This is a genomic window from Sphingobium sp. B2 (assembly GCF_007693735.1).
Classification (GTDB): domain Bacteria; phylum Pseudomonadota; class Alphaproteobacteria; order Sphingomonadales; family Sphingomonadaceae; genus Sphingobium; species Sphingobium xenophagum.
Genome location: NZ_VDBZ01000002.1, coordinates 467,177 through 482,449 on the forward strand (window position 1 = coordinate 467,177; position 15,273 = coordinate 482,449).

A 15,273-nucleotide genomic window follows, 5' to 3' on the forward strand; every position below is an offset into this window, starting at 1 on the left:
GCAAGTTGTCCGTTGTGGTTATGAGCGCCGGTCACGCGGCAATGCCTCCCACCAAAACATATTTGAGTTCGAGATAATCGGTGATGCCGTGGCGCGAACCTTCGCGACCAAGGCCGGATTCCTTCATACCGCCAAAGGGCGCCACTTCGGTCGAGATGACCCCTTCATTGACCCCGATAATGCCATATTCGAGCTGCTCCATGACCCGCCAGATGCGGGCCATGCCGCTGGCGTAGATATAGGCGGCAAGGCCGTATGGCGTGTCGTTGGCGATCGCTACCGCCTCAGCTTCCGTGGCAAAACGGATGACCGACGCCACAGGGCCGAAAATCTCCGACCGGGCTATGTCCATGTCCGGCGTCACGCCGGTCAGGATCGTGGGTGCGACGAAATTCTCGCCCGCGGGATGGCTGACGCCACCCGTGGCAAGGCTGGCACCTTCGGCGACAGCACCATCGATTAGCGACCGCACCTTGGCCACCGCGCGACCGTCGATCAGTGGGCCGATCTGCGTTTCAGGATCGGCGCCATCGCCCAGCCGAAGGGCTGCGACCCTCTGCACGAACCGGGCAAGGAAAGCATCATAGATCCCATCCTGCACCAGAATGCGATTGGCGCAGACGCACGTTTGCCCGGCATTGCGGAACTTCGCAACCATGATGCCGTCGATCGCCTTGTCGAGATCGGCATCGTCAAAGACGATGAATGGCGCATTGCCGCCCAGTTCCATGCTGGTGCGCTTGACCGTGCCCGCACATTGTTCAAGCAGCAGCTTGCCAACAGCGGTCGATCCCGTGAAGCTGAGTTTGCGGATGACAGGGTGCGTGCACAGAACCTTGCCCACCCCAGCAGGATCCGTCGTCGGGACCACGCGGAACAGGTTTTCGGGCAAGCCCGCTTCAAGCGCCAGATGTTCGAGCACCAGCGCCGAGAGCGGCGTGGCTTCAGCCGGCTTGAGGATCATCGGACAGCCTGCGGCAAGCGCGGGACCGACCTTGCGGGTGATCATCGCAATTGGGAAGTTCCACGGCGTGATTGCGGCCGTGGTGCCGATACCTTGCGTCAGGGTCAGGACGCGCTTATCGGGGGCGAAAGTCGGCGTGATCTCACCATAGATCCGCTTGCCGTCCTCGGCATACCATTCGATGAAACCCGCTGCATAGACCACTTCCCCCGCGCTTTCCGCCAGTGGTTTGCCGCATTCAGCGGTGCAGATCGCGGCGAGCGCATCCTTGTGCGCGAGCATGAGATCGAACCAGCGGCGCAGGATGACTGCGCGGTCCTTTGCGGTCCGGGCGGCCCAGGCGCGGCCCGCCATGTCGACCACGGGCACCAGAGCCTCGACCTCCGCCGCAGACCATGAGCGCACGGTCGCGATAACCGCGCCGCTGGCCGGATTGCTGACGGCAAGACCATGCGCGGCAACGCCATGTGCGAAAAGTTCAGCGTGGATCACGTCTTCAGCCCTTGGCTGCTGCATCTGCGATGGCGTGGCAGGCGGCAAAATGCAGTTGATCGACCCGGTTCTCGTCCTCATGGTCCTGCCCGAACGCTGCGTAGGCGGTGGTCTTGGCGATCACCACATCCTTTGCAGGGTCCACCCAGATCATCTGGTGATACACGCCAAGAGCGCTGTAGGCGCCGCTATTGTCGGGTATCCACCACTGATAGCCATAGCCCCAGGGGTAGGTTGATGTCGCCCGCTCGCCGGGCTTGAGGTGGTCCTTGGTCGCTGTCGAACAGGCTTCGATCCAGCCAGCAGGCAGAAGCTGCTCGCCCTCTGGAGAAAGGCCGCCGCGAAGCATGAACTGCCCAAGCTTGGCCATGTCGCGCAGCGTGACCTGAAGGCCCATGCCAGCGGCTTCCACGCCCTTGCCATCGATCAGGAAGAACGCATCATCCTCCATGCCGAGCTTGTCCCAGACCTGATGCTGGAGATAGTCGGTCAGGGGCTGGCCGACCGCGCGGCTCACGACCATGCCCAGAACATGCGTATCGCACGTATTGTAGCGGTTGAACGTCCCCGGTGCGTGTTCACGCGGCAGCGAGGCGCAGACCGCGTCGAACGATGCCGGTTCAAGATAGGCGGCGGCAAAGCGCGCGATGTCGGAATGGGGATCGCCATAATCCTCGTTCCAACGCACGCCGGAGGACATCTGGAGAATATCCTCTATCCGCACCCCTTCATAGCCCGAACCCTTCAGTTCAGGGGCATATTTGTCGGCGCGATCGTCAAGGCTGGCAATATATCCATCGCGCAGCGCACAGGCCACCAGCGTGGAAACGAAGCTCTTGGTGCAGCTGAAGATCGCGACCTGGGAATCGGCGCGGTTGCCTTCCCAATAATTCTCATAGACCTTCTCGCCCTTGTGCAGCACCAGCAGGCCGGTGGTCGTCACATCGTCTAGGAAGGTTGCAAGGTCGTGGGTCTGGCCGATGGCTTGAAAGGTTTTCGGCAGCGAAAGACCCTGCTTTGCCAACAGAAATGGCCGCGCGTGATCTGCGCGGTTTATGCGGCGGCAAGGCGTAACACTCGCCATGCGGCGGAAATGATCTGTTTGAGGCGTGCCCCGGAACAGGCCGGTGTCGCGGGTAGTCCAAACCATGCTACTGGCCCTTGTTAGTGAGTGCGTCTGATGCGGTCAGGTGAGTTGGCGGCCAGCCCAAGGGCAATTACCGCCATGACAGCCATGCCAAAGCCAACCAGATAGGCAGGTTCGACAGACTGTTCGGACACGAATAACGAAGAAACAAGCGGGCCAATACTCAGGCCCACCATCTGCGCAGCCGCCGTGAGGTAAAGCGCGTGATGCTTGCGCTCGATCTCGCAGATCAGCTTGATCGACAATGGCAGCAACGCAAGCCAGCAGGCGCCCATCAGGACATTGGCCAGAACGAATGACACAGCGCCCATGGGATGCCCCAGCCAGTATATTGCCCCTGCAAGCATGCTGCTGCCGATCATGAGGCTTTTGCCTGACGGCAGCCGATAGCCGACAAGCGCGATCGCGGTAGCGCCGGCGACCTGCGCAAGAATGCCAAGCGACGCCGAAAGCGCCAATGGTTGCGCACCGAGATTGGCGGCACGAGCGGTGGATTCAAGAAACACCCATGCGGAAAGCACACCGGCATTCTGCAATATGATGCCCAGGAGCACGAGCCAGGTCGCAAAGGGCCATGAGCGCCAGCTGCTGACCGGCGCGGCCATGGCTTCAGGCTTGTGGCCTACCGCAAAGATCATCACCAGGCCGAACAGGCCAAGACCCGCCATCAGCATGAACGGCCCCGGCGTGCCATAGACAGGCAAAATCACCGTTGGAATGATGTAGGACACGATGGCGATGACGGTATTGGACACAGCCAGAAACAAGGCGTTCATGCGATCGGGATTGCCGGTGTGGAACAGGACCACGAACGCTCCGGCGAGCACGCCGCCCTCTGCAAGCCCGCACAGCAGGCGCACAAGCAGTAGCCCTGTCGAATAGCCTGCATAGGGCGTCGCCACGTTGCAGGCGACAATCAGCGCCGCCAGAACGGCAAGCTTGAGCCGGAAGAAATTTCCCGTCAGCCATCCTGGCAGTATCGCCGATGTCAATGCCAATCCGGCTGTTTCCAGCCCGGCAATCTCGCCAAGCCTGCTCTCGCTCAGCCACCCGGCTTCGACCAACGGGCCAAACGCGAGGGGCTGGAGCGAGAGGATGGCGACGGCGCAAATGCCATATCCGATGGCCGCAGCGACATCTATGCGCCGTTTGGCAGGGTCGGGCGATTGCCCGCTCACCACCTGTAGCCCAGCGCGACACCAACCGAGCGCGGCTCACCATAGGTACGGTAAAAGCTCCCTACGCCGTCGTTGCCAGCGTCCGTGATATAGGCCTTTTCGAACAGGTTCTTGCCCCACACGGCGAGCGACCAGCCGGATTCATCGGCCAGCGTGATGCGACCATTGGCAACGCCATAACCCGGAACGCCGCGCAGCGCTTCATCCACCGCCGTCTGCCCAAAGCGCAGACGCGACCGGAAGTTATAGTCGCCCGCAAAGGTCAGGCTACGTCCAGCACCCAACTCTGCGCGATAGCTTGCCGAAAGGATGCCGCTCCAGGTCGGTGCATAGTCGAGCCGCTGACCTTCCCAGGGAATGACCTGATTATCCAGCGAGAAGAATACCTTGTCGCTGTCGGTAATCTTGGCCTTCAGATAGCCGACCGACGCCGCCAGCCGCAGGCCGCGCGCCGGCCGCGCCACAACTTCGAGTTCGGCGCCAAAATTATAGCCGTTGCCGATGTTGGTCAGGCGGAACGCGAACTGACCCGGTGTCAGCGTGCTGGGAAGCGTGGTGAAGGCCTGGATATCGTCATGGTCGTAATAGAAAACCGACCCGTTCACTTGTAGCGTACGATCAAGCCATTCGGTCTTGAAACCGCCCTCGAAGTTGAGGACGAACTCCTCGCCATAAGGCAGCGTATCTTCGGGTGTCTGCGGGAAACCGCCCGGTACGCCGCCCGACTTGTAGCCGCGCGAAATGGTGGTGTAGAGCGTGGCGGTATCCGTTGGGCGGTACGATAGCGTTGCCGAACCCGTCCAATGATCGCCAAGTTTATAATCACGGTCGATGTCGCCAACCGGGATAAGGTCGATGCCACCTGGCGCGGGGAAGCTGGTGATCTTGCGGAAGCCGGTACGACCGTTGCGGTATGTGGTCTTTTCATCGGAGTAGCGAACCGAGCCGCTGAAAGTCAGTTCCGGCGTGATGTCATAGTCGAACTGACCGTAAATGCCCCAATAGCGGGTCTTCTGGTTATAGGTCACATCAAGGAACAGGTCCTGATAGTCGACCCCGAAGATCGGATTGAAAGTGTCGAACAGGAGTGGATTGTCGGTCCAGTTAAACTCCTTGAACTCGTTGAACCGATAGTTGGTATAAACCACGCCACCCTGCCAGCGGAAGACGCCACTGGACGAGGATGCGATGCGCAGTTCCTGGTTGAAGTTGCGCAGTCCGGCCTGTTCGGTCCAACCCCCAAGGTTGAGCTGGCTTGCGTCATAATCGAAAGCAAAACCGAAATCGAAGCGCGTCAGTCCGGTGATCGACGTAATGGTGACACCGCCAAGATCAGCCGAGAGGTTGAGCGTGGCCGAAAGTTCTTCATTGTTGAGGCGGTTCTCTCCCTGGGAAAGGACGCGCTTGCCGTCTTTGCTTTGCGCTCCCGCGCCAGCCAGCGACGGGTCGATGCTCTGAGCCAGCGTGAGGCAATTCGCCTGATCGAGCCGCCCTGCGAGCAAGGCATCGCAAAAGTCCGGACCGGTCGGTGAATAGGCACCGGACGCTGTTGCCAACACCGTGTCGCTCTTGTCGCGCGCGTAAAAGACCTTCAACTTTGCAGTAACCGGGCCGATCTCGGAACGGAGCAGTCCGCGCACCGCCAGACGATCAGGCTCGCCCCATTTTCGCCCGCCGGCCAGGCTCTTCTGCCATCCGCCGCCGAAGCTGCCATCGTTAAGTACGGAAAGCCGGAACGCCGTATTCTCTCCCAGCGAAAGCGATTGCGCCGCTTCGATGCGGTAGCGGTTCCACGAACCATAGTCGACATTCACATAGCCGTCCGTGTCACCGGGCTTTGGCTCGTGCGAAATGATCTGCACGGCACCGCCCACAGAATTGCGGCCATAAAGGCCGGCCTGCGGGCCTTTGAGCACTTCGACGCGCTGGAGGTCAAAGATGCCGCCCGCTCCAAGCACCGTCGAAGGCTGATAGACGTCATCGATAAAGATCGAGGTGGACGGGCTGTTGTTGACGTTGAAATCGAATAGCGAAACCCCGCGGATCGTCCAGTTGGGCTGGCTGCCCCCCTTGTCCTGATAGATCTGCGTGTTGCTGACCTGGGTTCCGATTTCGTCGATGGTACGGATACGCTGATCGCGCAGGGCCTGCCCGGAGACGGCCGTGATCGCGATCGGCACATCCTGCAGATTCTGCTCCCGCTTCTGTGCGGTTACCACGATCGCATCGCCATCGGTCGGCGGACTAGTTTGCGCAAAGGCCGGGGTGGCAAGCAACGCGATCAGCGAGGCTGAGGTGGTAAGACGAAGTCGCATGTCATTTCTCCCCGATTAGTTTTTTGGATTTTTGTTGGTTGCTAAATGCCTAATTTGTCCCGCAACCCATAATACCAGGACCCGATGACGCAGTATGGCACGCGCAATAGCTTGCCCCCCACAAACGGAATGTAGGGAAGCCGCGCGAACACATCGAACTTGGTGAGTTGACCGTCGATCGCTTCGGCCAGCCGGCGGCCGAGCATCTGCGTGGTGGTCACGCCATGGCCGCTGTCGCCTTGCGAATAATACACGCTGTCGGACACGCGCCCCACTTGCGGATAGCGGGTCATCGTCAGGGCGAAATTGCCCGCCCACACAAAGTCGATCTTTACGTTCCGCAATTGCGGGAATGTCTGCAGCAACTGCGGCATGATCTTGGCCGTGATATTGGCCGGATCGATGCCGCCATAGACCGATCCACCGCCATAGATGATCCGGTGATCGGCGGTCCTGCGATAATAATCGGGAATGTAGCGTGTATCCTCGACCGCCGCATTGGCCGGGAAAAGTTCGTCCAGCAATTCCTTGCCCAGGACTTCCGTGCCGATGATCTGGCTGGATACCGGCAGGATGCGGCCAGAAAGGTCCGGCGCGGCGTCGCCAAGATAGGCGTTGCCGCACACCAGCACCTTATTGGCTACGATATGCCCCTGCGCGGTATGGACAACGGGCCGAGCCGAACGGTCGACCTTGGTCACGCGCGACTGTTCAAAGATGCGCCCGCCCAGTGCCTCAAATGCTGCCGCTTCGCCTAGCACATAGTTCAGCGAGTGCATGTGGCCGCCGCGCGGATCGTAATAGCCACCGACATAGCGATCGGAGTTGACGACCTTGCGGATTGCATCGCCTTCCAGCAATTCGACGTCGGTATAGCCGTGGCGGTGCCATTCCTCCACGCGACCACGCAGGAAGCGCATGTGCGCATCGTGCATGCCGACAATGCTGTTTCCGTCGCGCAGGTCACATTCGATGCCATATTTTGCAACACGTTCACGAATGATGTCCGATCCTTCGCGCGCAATTTCGCCAAACTGGCGCTCCGCCTCCGCGCCATAATGCTTGCGCACTTCGGAAAGCTGGCGGCTGTAACCGTTGACGAGTTGGCCGCCATTGCGACCCGAAGCCCCCCAGCCCACCCGTTCGCCTTCAACCACGATGACGCTATATCCGCGTTCGGCAAGTTCAAGCGCCGCCGACATGCCGGTGAAGCCCGCACCTACGACCGCCACGTCGCACCTTTCCTCGCCGCGCAGCTGCGGGCGTTCGGTCACGCGATTGGCGGTTGCGGCATAATATGAGGGCAGGCCGGCATAGGGCTTGCGGATCGGCGCATGTTCCATCGATCAGACCGTTTCTGGTTAGCTTTTAGAACCGCACGACAACCGTGCGGCTGGGAATAAGTTTGGCGGCAGAACGATCCGGACTCACGACTGCGCGTGGCACTCAATGGACTTCGTCACAGTAGATCATGGATCGTTGCATACTGCTATAATGTGATCACATATTAAGACATCCTTTGGTTGTCAACACCCATAGCGATGCGATAGAGGCGGGATGTTGGCATCACATTTTCCCGTGGCCGTCTGTTTGAGGTGAAAAAATTGTCTAGGATCGCCGAGATTGAGCCGGTGGACCAGGATGCTGCGGTCGACGTCGTGACTGTGCAGCAACGGGTTTACAGCGAGTTGCGGACCGACATCCTGCTCGGCCGGATCGCGCCCGGTGAACCGCTAACGATTCGCGGCCTGGCCGAACGACTCGGCGTCAGCGCCATGCCCATCCGCGAAGCGTTGCGCCGTCTTGCGGCGGAACGCGCCGTCGAACTGCTTGGCAACCGGCGCATTCGCATTCCGGTCATGTCGCCCGAGCGATTCGATGACCTGCTGGCGGCGCGCATAGCGCTGGAAACAGAGGCTGCGTCGCGGGCGCTGGGATATGTGGACGATGCCCTGATCGCAAAACTCGTCGAGTATAACGATGAAGTCGATGAGGGAGTCAGGATCAGGGACTATGATCGGTGGTTGGCCGGCAACTTTGCTTTTCACCGCACTCTATATTCGGCACAGCCCGATTCGGTGTTCGTACCGTTGATAGAATCACTCTGGCTGCAGATCGGGCCGTTCCTGCGCCAGGCATTGGTATATATCGGGCCTGAATTCACGGTAGATCGCCATGCCGAGGCGCTGGATGCCGTGCGCGCCCGCAACCGGATGGCCCTTCGCATTGCTATCGAGGCCGATCTTCGCGACGGCATCACTCACATCGGCAATGAACTGATGCGCTTCAATGCCGCAGCAGCAGCCAAGGATAGCAAGCCGCGAAAGCGCGGCTGACGCCCCCCTTTGATCAAGGGTTCAGCAATCGGAATATCGACAGCTGTACCGCCGGCTTCTCGGCAGTACCGCCCTGCCCCACGGTTCCGGTAAAAATATAGCGATTGAGCCATTCATAGCGACCGTCTGGCGCCTCCAACTGCGGAGTCGTCACCGCATAAGTTGCAGGCCAATCCCCGCTGGCGCTGTACCAAAGACCCTGATTTAACACATGAATCTGGACGCCGTCCGTAGTTTCCATGAAATAGTCAGCGGATAGCTCCCAATAGGCGTCCCGACGCAGGAGCTGCCAATCGAAGCCGCCCGGCAAAATGCGACCACTCATCTCCGGGCCGGAGAATGTGCCGCCGATGATCGGCACGCGAAAACGATCGCCCCGTATCGTCTTGCCCATCGGAATGTCCTTCTCAAGCTCCACCGTGGCGTCGTAGATCCACTCCGGGCGCGGCGCAGGTCGCGCTTTGCCGTGCGCCATGCCAGCCCAGGCAGCAGGGGTCGCGCCCGACGCACTGGCACTGGCACTGGCACCGGCAGCGAGCAACGATACGCCGCCTGCACCTGCCGCCGCCATCATCCTTCGCCTCGTCAATTGGGCCATGACATCCTCCTTGTGATCACTAACACGACAGTTGCGGTTGCAAACGGGTTTGAGCTGAGGCAGGATAATGTGATCACACATTGAGGTCTATAATGAAAAATATCCTTCTGATGGAAGGCAGCAGCCAGCCCGCCCGGGAACGCGCGGCGCATCTTGGGCAGGAGACGACGGCTGAAGTCTATGTCCGGGCTTTGCTCGCCGAAGACCCGAACTTGCAGATCGATGTCCTTTACGGCGCCGACGAAGGCGCGCAGCCGCCCCGCTCGCCTGAAAATTACGCGGGGTTTGTCATCTCCGGCTCTGCCCTGCACGCTTACGACAATGAGCCTGACGTCACACGCCAGATCGACTGGGTGCGGCGCGTGGCGGACGCAGGCCTGCCGATCCTAGGCAGCTGCTGGGGGTTGCAAATTTGCGCGGTCGCGGGGGGTGGCGCGGTCGAGCGCAACGACGCCCATGCAGAGATGGGCTTTGCACGAAAGATCGTCCCAACCACCGATGGTTTAGGCCATCCGCTCCTTGCCGACCGCGCTAGCGCGTTCGATGCGCCATGCATTCACTACGACCATGTCTCACGCCTTCCTGAAGGCAGTGTCTTGTTGGCCAGCAACAGCCGCTGCCCGGTTCAGGCCGCCGTCATTCCTCTTGGCAGGAGCATCGCCTGGGGCGTGCAATATCATCCTGAGTTCGATCTCCCGCATCTTGCCGAAATTTACGAAGGCTATGGTGACGACATGGTGGGCGGGCAATTTTTCGATACGCGCAATATGCTCGACAGTCACATCGCAGACCTGCGGATCGCTGCGGAGGCCGCGGTCGACGCACCCGTGGTCTGGCGGCTCGGGATCGACACCGACATTCTCGATGCCAGCATCCGCCGCACTGAACTGCGCAACTGGCTGCGCCATCTCGGCGAATAACAGCAAAGGGTCGCACGCCATGATTACTCCAGATGACGCCTTGGCGCATGTGTCGCAGCTCGTGCGTAGCCTGCCTCCGCAGCCGTTCGTCGACGGCGCTTTCCGCGCAACGGCGCATGGCGAAACGCTGGACAATGTCAGCCCGCGCGATGGCACCAGGATAAACCGGATTGCGCGGTGTACCACAGCAGACGTCGATCTTGCCGTGGCAAATGCGAAAGCGACTTTCGATGCGGGAGAGTGGCGCCACATGGCTCCGCGCGATCGCAAGCGCCTCCTGCTTCACTTTGCCGACCTGATCGAGGCGCAGGCGGAGGATTTCGCGCTGCTGGAATGTATCGATACCGGCAAGCCGATCAGCGCCACGCGCAGCTTCGACATTCCACAGGCGATCAACACGCTGCGCTACTATGCCGAGGCGATCGACAAGGTCTATGGTGAGGTTGGCCCGTCACCTGCGTCTCGCCTGTCCTATGCCGTGCATGAGCCTCTGGGCGTGATCGGCGTGATCGTACCGTGGAATTTCCCGCTTCATCTGGCGATGTGGAAGATCGCGCCCGCACTGGCGACGGGCAACACCCTTGTGGTGAAGCCGTCCGAACTCACATCTCTGACTGCGCTCAAGCTCGCCCGGACCGCGATTGAGGCGGGCCTTCCCGCGGGCGTACTCAATGTCGTTACGGGGCTCGGCCATGAAGCGGGTGACGCGCTGGCGCGGCATATGGACGTGCAACTGATTGCCTTTACGGGTTCTGAACGAACGGGCCGACAATTGCTGCGTGCCGCTGCCGATAGCAATCTGAAGCGGGTCAGCCTCGAACTGGGCGGCAAGTCGCCTCACATCGTCTTTGCCGACTGGCAGGATCTGGATATGGTGGCCACGCAGGCCGCCTGGGGCATCTTCTACAATCAGGGACAGGTGTGCACGGCAGGCTCACGCCTGCTGGTGGAACGTGCGGTGATGGAGACGGTGCTCGATCGCGTGACCGCCTTTGCCAGCAATATCATTCCCGCCGATCCGCTGGACGAGGCGACGAACCTTGGAGCGCTGTCAAGCAAGGGTCATCTCGAAGCGGTCTTGGCACAGGTCGACCGTGCACGGGCGGATGGGCTGAGTATCCTATATGGGGGGCAGGCCGCACGCACAGATACAGGCGGCTACTATATGCTGCCCACGATCATTGCCGATGTGCCGCCCGACCACCCACTGGCGCAGGAGGAGATTTTCGGTCCACTGTTGTGCGTCACCGCATTCGACACTGACGATGAAGCGTTGAGGATTGCCAACGGCACGCGCTACGGCCTTGCGGCAGGGCTCTGGACGGCCAGCATGAATCGGGCGCACCGCTTTGCCGACGCGCTGGTAGCGGGCATGGTATGGATCAACGGTTGGGACAGCTGCGACATCACCATGCCTTTTGGCGGCTTCCGCCAGTCCGGTTTTGGCCGTGACCGCAGCATCCATGCGCTCGAAAAATATTGCGACGTGAAGGTCATAAGCCACACGTTCGGCTAAGTCAGAAGCGATGCGTCGGCGCATCTTGGCGTCAGGACGCGAGCGCCTTTCGAATGTCTTGCGCCAGCTTTGGCATCCAAAGCTCTTTGCGCAGGTTTGCGGCTATATCGGGCCGCATTTCGCGCCAACTCACCAGTTGTAGCGACCGCAGGAGCAGGAACAGATCAAGCTGTTGCAGAATGTCAGCCTGCAACGCATGCTGCATTTCGTAGCCTGCCAGAAAATGGTCGCGGATCGATGCGAAGTCAGCATGACCCCAACTGCTGTGCAATGCCACGCACATATCGAATGCCAGCCACCCATAGCAGCAATCATCAAAGTCGATCAGACCAAAACGGTCTCCACTGATCAACACATTGTCGAGGTGACTGTCGGCATGGATCAGGCCGAACCACGCGCCGTTTGCCTGAAGTTCATATAGTCTAGCGGTCGCCCATTCCCGCGCGCTCAACAGCAAGCGTTTTTCCTGATCGTCGAGCAACGCGCTGTCCCAGAAGCGACCCCAGAAAGGCGTTTCGCCCACCAGGCCATCGATATCGAGCCGATGACGAACGAACCCTGAAGGGATCGCCCAATTCCGGGTATGGGTGTGCAATTCGCCAAGCAGAGCGCCCAGCCGGTGGAACCACGGCCAGGTTTCAGGCCCACGGTCCGATCCGATCCTGCTTTCCAGCGTTTGCCCTTCGTGCCAGATCGTCACCCCGGCATGGCGAAACCCACCGGGATCGGGCGTCGCAATGGGCACATACCAGTCGCCATTTGCAGCCCGTCTTCCAGTCGGTACGACCATGCCCTTATCGGCCAGGGCGGTTGTCCAGTCACGCTCGGAAACCAGAGTGTCCAGCGCATGATAACCCGGACGGTGCAACCGCAAGGCATAAAGCTGACCTGTTTGCGCCTCACGCAGCCGAAACACGACATTTTCGGTCATCGAGATCGGACGCAGTTCCGCAGCCTGGAGGCCAAAGGCATCAGCCGCCGCCCGCGCCGCGTCAGCATAGTGCTCGATCGTCAGCTTTTCAGGCATGGATGGACTTCATGACGACGTCGAACGCATCGAGAAACGCGGCGGCGTCGGCAGCCTGCAATGGCAGCGGCGGGCGGATCTTGACCATGTTGTTGAACGCCCCGTCGATAGAAGTGAGGAAACCATGATCGCGCAGGCGGCACACCACGTCGAAGGCGAGAGGCTTGTCTGGCGCGCCCCCGCCATCGACGAACTCGATCCCGATGAACAAGCCGACACCGCGCACATCCCCTATGCTATCCCAGCGCCCCATGCGCTCCATCAGCCCGGCCTTCAGCGCCGCTCCCACGGTGCGGGCATTGTCGATCATCCCTTCGGATTCGAGCGTGTCGATCACTGCAAGCCCGACCTCGCCCTGCAACGGACTTGCCGCAAATGTGTTGAAGTAGCGGGTTTCTGCGCGGAAAGCTTCGACCAGATCCCGGCGCGCGGTGGTGGCCGCCAGTGGCAGGCCCGCCCCCATGGGCTTGCCGGTGACGACTATGTCGGGGTTCAGCCCGACCGCGTCATAGCCCCACCATTGTCCGGTGCGCCCGTACCCCGCCTGAACCTCATCCGCGATAATGAGGCCACCGGCGGATTTCACCTCGTGCGTGGCCTTTGCCATGAAGCCCTCCGGTATGTCCGGAAGCCCCTCGTTAGCGAGGATCGGGCACAGGATCAGGGCAGCAATCCCTGCACCTTCGGCCTGTAGTTCATCAATCGCCGCGCGGAGCCGGGCGATATAGGCATCGGCCAGCGCTGCCCCCGATAAACCATGTTCGATCGGACGATAGGTTTCGGGAAAGGGTATCGACCGCAGGCCTGCATGGCGTCTGTTGTCCACGCTCAGATTGGTGAGTGCGCCAACAAGCGCGTTATTGCCATGGTAAGTATGGTTCGTGCAGATGATCCCGCGCGCTCCAGTAGCAATTTGCGCCATGCGTAGCGCTACTTCGACGGCCTCGGTGCCGCTGCAACTGAACACGGCGCTTTCGGTGACCCGTTGCAAGGCGGTAAGCCGCTCTGCAAAAGCTATGGCGCTTTCGTGCAGATAGCGACTATGCGTGTTGAGCGTGCCCTGCTGACGCGCCATAGCCTCTACAATGCGCGGGTGGGCGTGGCCGACGCAGGATACATTATTGTACATATCGACATAACGGCGACCGGCCGTATCGAACAGATACGCGCCTTCACCCCGCGTCAGGTGCAGCGGCTTTTCATAGAATAGTTTCGCTCCACGGCCAAAGGCAGCATCGCGGCGCTTGATCAGGTCGGCAATGGCCTGATCATTCATAGGCTCGTTCACGGCGTTGTTCCCTGTCCGGTGGGCTGGCACCAAAGCGGGCGGATCAGACGGTCTTGAGATACCAGTCGTAATCCAGCGAAACGACCTCGCTGAAGAAGCGATCCTGCTCGACGCGCTTTACGGCGCAGTACATGTCCACGAACCGCGATCCGAGATAATCCCGCAGGATGTCGGATTTGTCGAGCGCATCGATCGCTGCGTACCAGTTGCCCGGTACCTGGTGGGGCGAGCTTGCAGCCGCCTTATAGCCATCACCTTCGACCGGAGGGCCGGGATCGACCTGATTGATGATGCCATGGTGGACACCTGCCAGCATCGCCGCCAGCGCCAGATAGGGATTGGCATCAGCACCTGCGAAACGATGTTCGACATGGCGCGACTTGGGCGGCCCGGCCGGCACGCGCAACGAAACCGAGCGATTGTTCACGCCCCAGATCGGCGCTGTGGGCGCATAGGAATTGGCCCGGTAACGCCGGTAGGAATTGGCGTTGGGCGCGAAAATGCCGAAAGCTTCGGCCTGCGTTTCGCGCAAGCCGCCGATGGCATGACGCATCACGAGCGTGCCTTGTGGATTTTCGCTGGCAAAAATATTCTCGCCTGCATCATCGTTGATGCTGAAGTGCAGGTGCATGCTGCTGCCTGCCGAATGGGTAAAGGGCTTGGCCATGAACGTGGCTTCCATCCCCATCGTCGCCGCCACGCCGCGCGCCAGACGCTTGTACATCAGCGCCTCGTCAGCCGCGCGCAGGGCATCGGGGCCATGATGCAGCGTCAGTTCCACCTGGCCCGCAGCATATTCCGAAATTACCGCTTCAAGCGGGATGCCCTGTATGTCAGCCAGACGCCACAGTTCCTTGAAAAAAGGGGCATAGTCCTGAATGTCACGCAGGCTGAACACATCTATAAGTTCGGGCGGGTTCGCCTTGCCCGGCGGTGGTGCCAGGCGCAACTCGCCACGCGGTCCGCGCACCGGATCGACCAGATAATATTCGATCTCGCACGCAACCACCGGCGTCAGGTTGATCTCGGCAAAGCGATCAAGCACCCGCTGTAGCACATGGCGCGGATCAAGATCGTTGGGTGTATCGTCGAGATTGTACATAGATGTGATCACTTGTGCCACACCTTCACCCAGCCAAGGCGCCTTGACCAGCGTCCCTGGAACCGGACGCAGCAAGAAATCGGGATCGCCATTGCCCCAGACCAGTCCGGTCTCTTCGCAATCCTGTCCGGTGACATCAACCACCAGCATGGAGCCCGGCAGCAGCCGCCCATTTTCGTATATGTTGAGCAGTTCCGAGCGTCGCACACGCTTGCCACGCGGCACCCCTGCCATCGAGGTAAAAATGACCTCGATGAATTCAATCTCCGGATTCGCCTCTAGAAATTCCAAGGCATCGGCTGGTTGAGGAATGTTCTGCATGGCTTCCAAACTTGACTGACGCGGTTTTATACAGTTGCAAGTCAATATAGTGATCACATTATCGGCGTG

The 15,273-nt window shown here is 60.3% G+C and carries 12 protein-coding genes; 3 read left to right on the forward strand and 9 right to left on the reverse strand.

Annotated features, from left to right (window positions below; translation table 11 throughout):
* Positions 1–31 precede the first annotated feature (31 nt).
* From FE851_RS17840 to FE851_RS17860, 5 genes are read right to left on the reverse strand one after another with little or no spacing between them, the layout of a single operon-like run.
* A complete protein-coding gene (locus tag FE851_RS17840; protein WP_145205688.1) occupies positions 32–1,480 on the reverse strand; it encodes an NAD-dependent succinate-semialdehyde dehydrogenase in 1,449 nt (482 codons plus the stop codon).
* Positions 1,461–2,606, reverse strand: a complete 1,146-nt coding sequence (locus tag FE851_RS17845; RefSeq protein WP_261371050.1) for a serine hydrolase domain-containing protein — start codon at positions 2,604–2,606, stop codon at positions 1,461–1,463. Before FE851_RS17845 ends, FE851_RS17840 begins: the two co-directional genes overlap by 20 nt.
* 14 nt (positions 2,607–2,620) lie before the next feature.
* The gene (locus tag FE851_RS17850) at positions 2,621–3,781 is read right to left on the reverse strand and encodes a hypothetical protein (RefSeq protein ID WP_145205389.1); all 1,161 of its coding nucleotides are present in this window, start codon (positions 3,779–3,781) and stop codon (positions 2,621–2,623) included.
* The gene (locus FE851_RS17855) at positions 3,778–6,096 is read right to left on the reverse strand and encodes a TonB-dependent receptor (RefSeq protein WP_145205392.1); all 2,319 of its coding nucleotides are present in this window, start codon (positions 6,094–6,096) and stop codon (positions 3,778–3,780) included. The genes FE851_RS17850 and FE851_RS17855 overlap by 4 nt, the downstream gene beginning before the upstream one ends.
* Before the next feature lie 41 nt (positions 6,097–6,137).
* Complete coding sequence (locus tag FE851_RS17860) at positions 6,138–7,439, reverse strand: NAD(P)/FAD-dependent oxidoreductase (RefSeq protein WP_145205395.1); 1,302 nt, start codon at positions 7,437–7,439, stop codon at positions 6,138–6,140.
* 252 nt (positions 7,440–7,691) lie between these two features.
* On the opposite strand from FE851_RS17860, the gene FE851_RS17865 reads away from it, so the two are divergent.
* On the forward strand, positions 7,692–8,432 hold the full coding sequence (locus FE851_RS17865) for a GntR family transcriptional regulator (protein WP_017183745.1): 741 nt from the start codon (positions 7,692–7,694) through the stop codon (positions 8,430–8,432).
* 13 nt (positions 8,433–8,445) lie between these two features.
* On the opposite strand, the gene FE851_RS17870 is transcribed toward FE851_RS17865, so the two are convergent.
* The gene (locus FE851_RS17870) at positions 8,446–9,030 is read right to left on the reverse strand and encodes a DUF3237 family protein (RefSeq protein ID WP_261371051.1); all 585 of its coding nucleotides are present in this window, start codon (positions 9,028–9,030) and stop codon (positions 8,446–8,448) included.
* 92 nt (positions 9,031–9,122) lie between these two features.
* On the opposite strand from FE851_RS17870, the gene FE851_RS17875 reads away from it, so the two are divergent.
* Positions 9,123–9,950, forward strand: coding sequence for a type 1 glutamine amidotransferase (locus FE851_RS17875; protein ID WP_145205398.1), 828 nt, complete (start codon positions 9,123–9,125; stop codon positions 9,948–9,950).
* Between the two features lie 19 nt (positions 9,951–9,969).
* Positions 9,970–11,466 carry an aldehyde dehydrogenase gene (locus tag FE851_RS17880; RefSeq protein ID WP_145205401.1) on the forward strand — a complete coding sequence of 499 codons (1,497 nt, stop codon included), beginning with the start codon at positions 9,970–9,972 and terminating at the stop codon, positions 11,464–11,466.
* Between the two features lie 31 nt (positions 11,467–11,497).
* On the opposite strand, the gene FE851_RS17885 is transcribed toward FE851_RS17880, so the two are convergent.
* The 3 genes from FE851_RS17885 to FE851_RS17895 are packed head-to-tail and all read right to left on the reverse strand — an operon-like array spanning position 11,498 to position 15,204.
* Positions 11,498–12,493, reverse strand: coding sequence for a phosphotransferase enzyme family protein (locus FE851_RS17885; RefSeq protein WP_145205404.1), 996 nt, complete (start codon positions 12,491–12,493; stop codon positions 11,498–11,500).
* Complete coding sequence (locus FE851_RS17890; protein WP_145205407.1) at positions 12,486–13,781, reverse strand: aspartate aminotransferase family protein; 1,296 nt, start codon at positions 13,779–13,781, stop codon at positions 12,486–12,488. Before FE851_RS17890 ends, FE851_RS17885 begins: the two co-directional genes overlap by 8 nt.
* A gap of 43 nt (positions 13,782–13,824) precedes the next feature.
* Positions 13,825–15,204 (reverse strand): glutamine synthetase family protein, encoded by a 1,380-nt coding sequence (locus tag FE851_RS17895; protein ID WP_186378884.1) that lies wholly within the window; start codon positions 15,202–15,204, stop codon positions 13,825–13,827.
* Positions 15,205–15,273: the final 69 nt, after the last annotated feature.

Bases quoted from the DNA above. Each gene is read 5' to 3' on its own strand.
- FE851_RS17840 (WP_145205688.1), bottom strand. From the start codon at position 1,480: ATGCAGCAGCCAAGGGCTGAAGACGTGATCCACGCTGAACTTTTCGCA.
- FE851_RS17845 (WP_261371050.1), bottom strand. From the start codon at position 2,606: ATGGTTTGGACTACCCGCGACACCGGCCTGTTCCGGGGCACGCCTCAA.
- FE851_RS17855 (WP_145205392.1), bottom strand. From the start codon at position 6,096: ATGCGACTTCGTCTTACCACCTCAGCCTCGCTGATCGCGTTGCTTGCC.
- FE851_RS17860 (WP_145205395.1), bottom strand. From the start codon at position 7,439: ATGGAACATGCGCCGATCCGCAAGCCCTATGCCGGCCTGCCCTCATAT.
- FE851_RS17870 (WP_261371051.1), bottom strand. From the start codon at position 9,030: ATGGCCCAATTGACGAGGCGAAGGATGATGGCGGCGGCAGGTGCAGGC.
- FE851_RS17875 (WP_145205398.1), top strand. From the start codon at position 9,123: ATGAAAAATATCCTTCTGATGGAAGGCAGCAGCCAGCCCGCCCGGGAA.
- FE851_RS17880 (WP_145205401.1), top strand. From the start codon at position 9,970: ATGATTACTCCAGATGACGCCTTGGCGCATGTGTCGCAGCTCGTGCGT.
- FE851_RS17885 (WP_145205404.1), bottom strand. From the start codon at position 12,493: ATGCCTGAAAAGCTGACGATCGAGCACTATGCTGACGCGGCGCGGGCG.
- FE851_RS17895 (WP_186378884.1), bottom strand. From the start codon at position 15,204: ATGCAGAACATTCCTCAACCAGCCGATGCCTTGGAATTTCTAGAGGCG.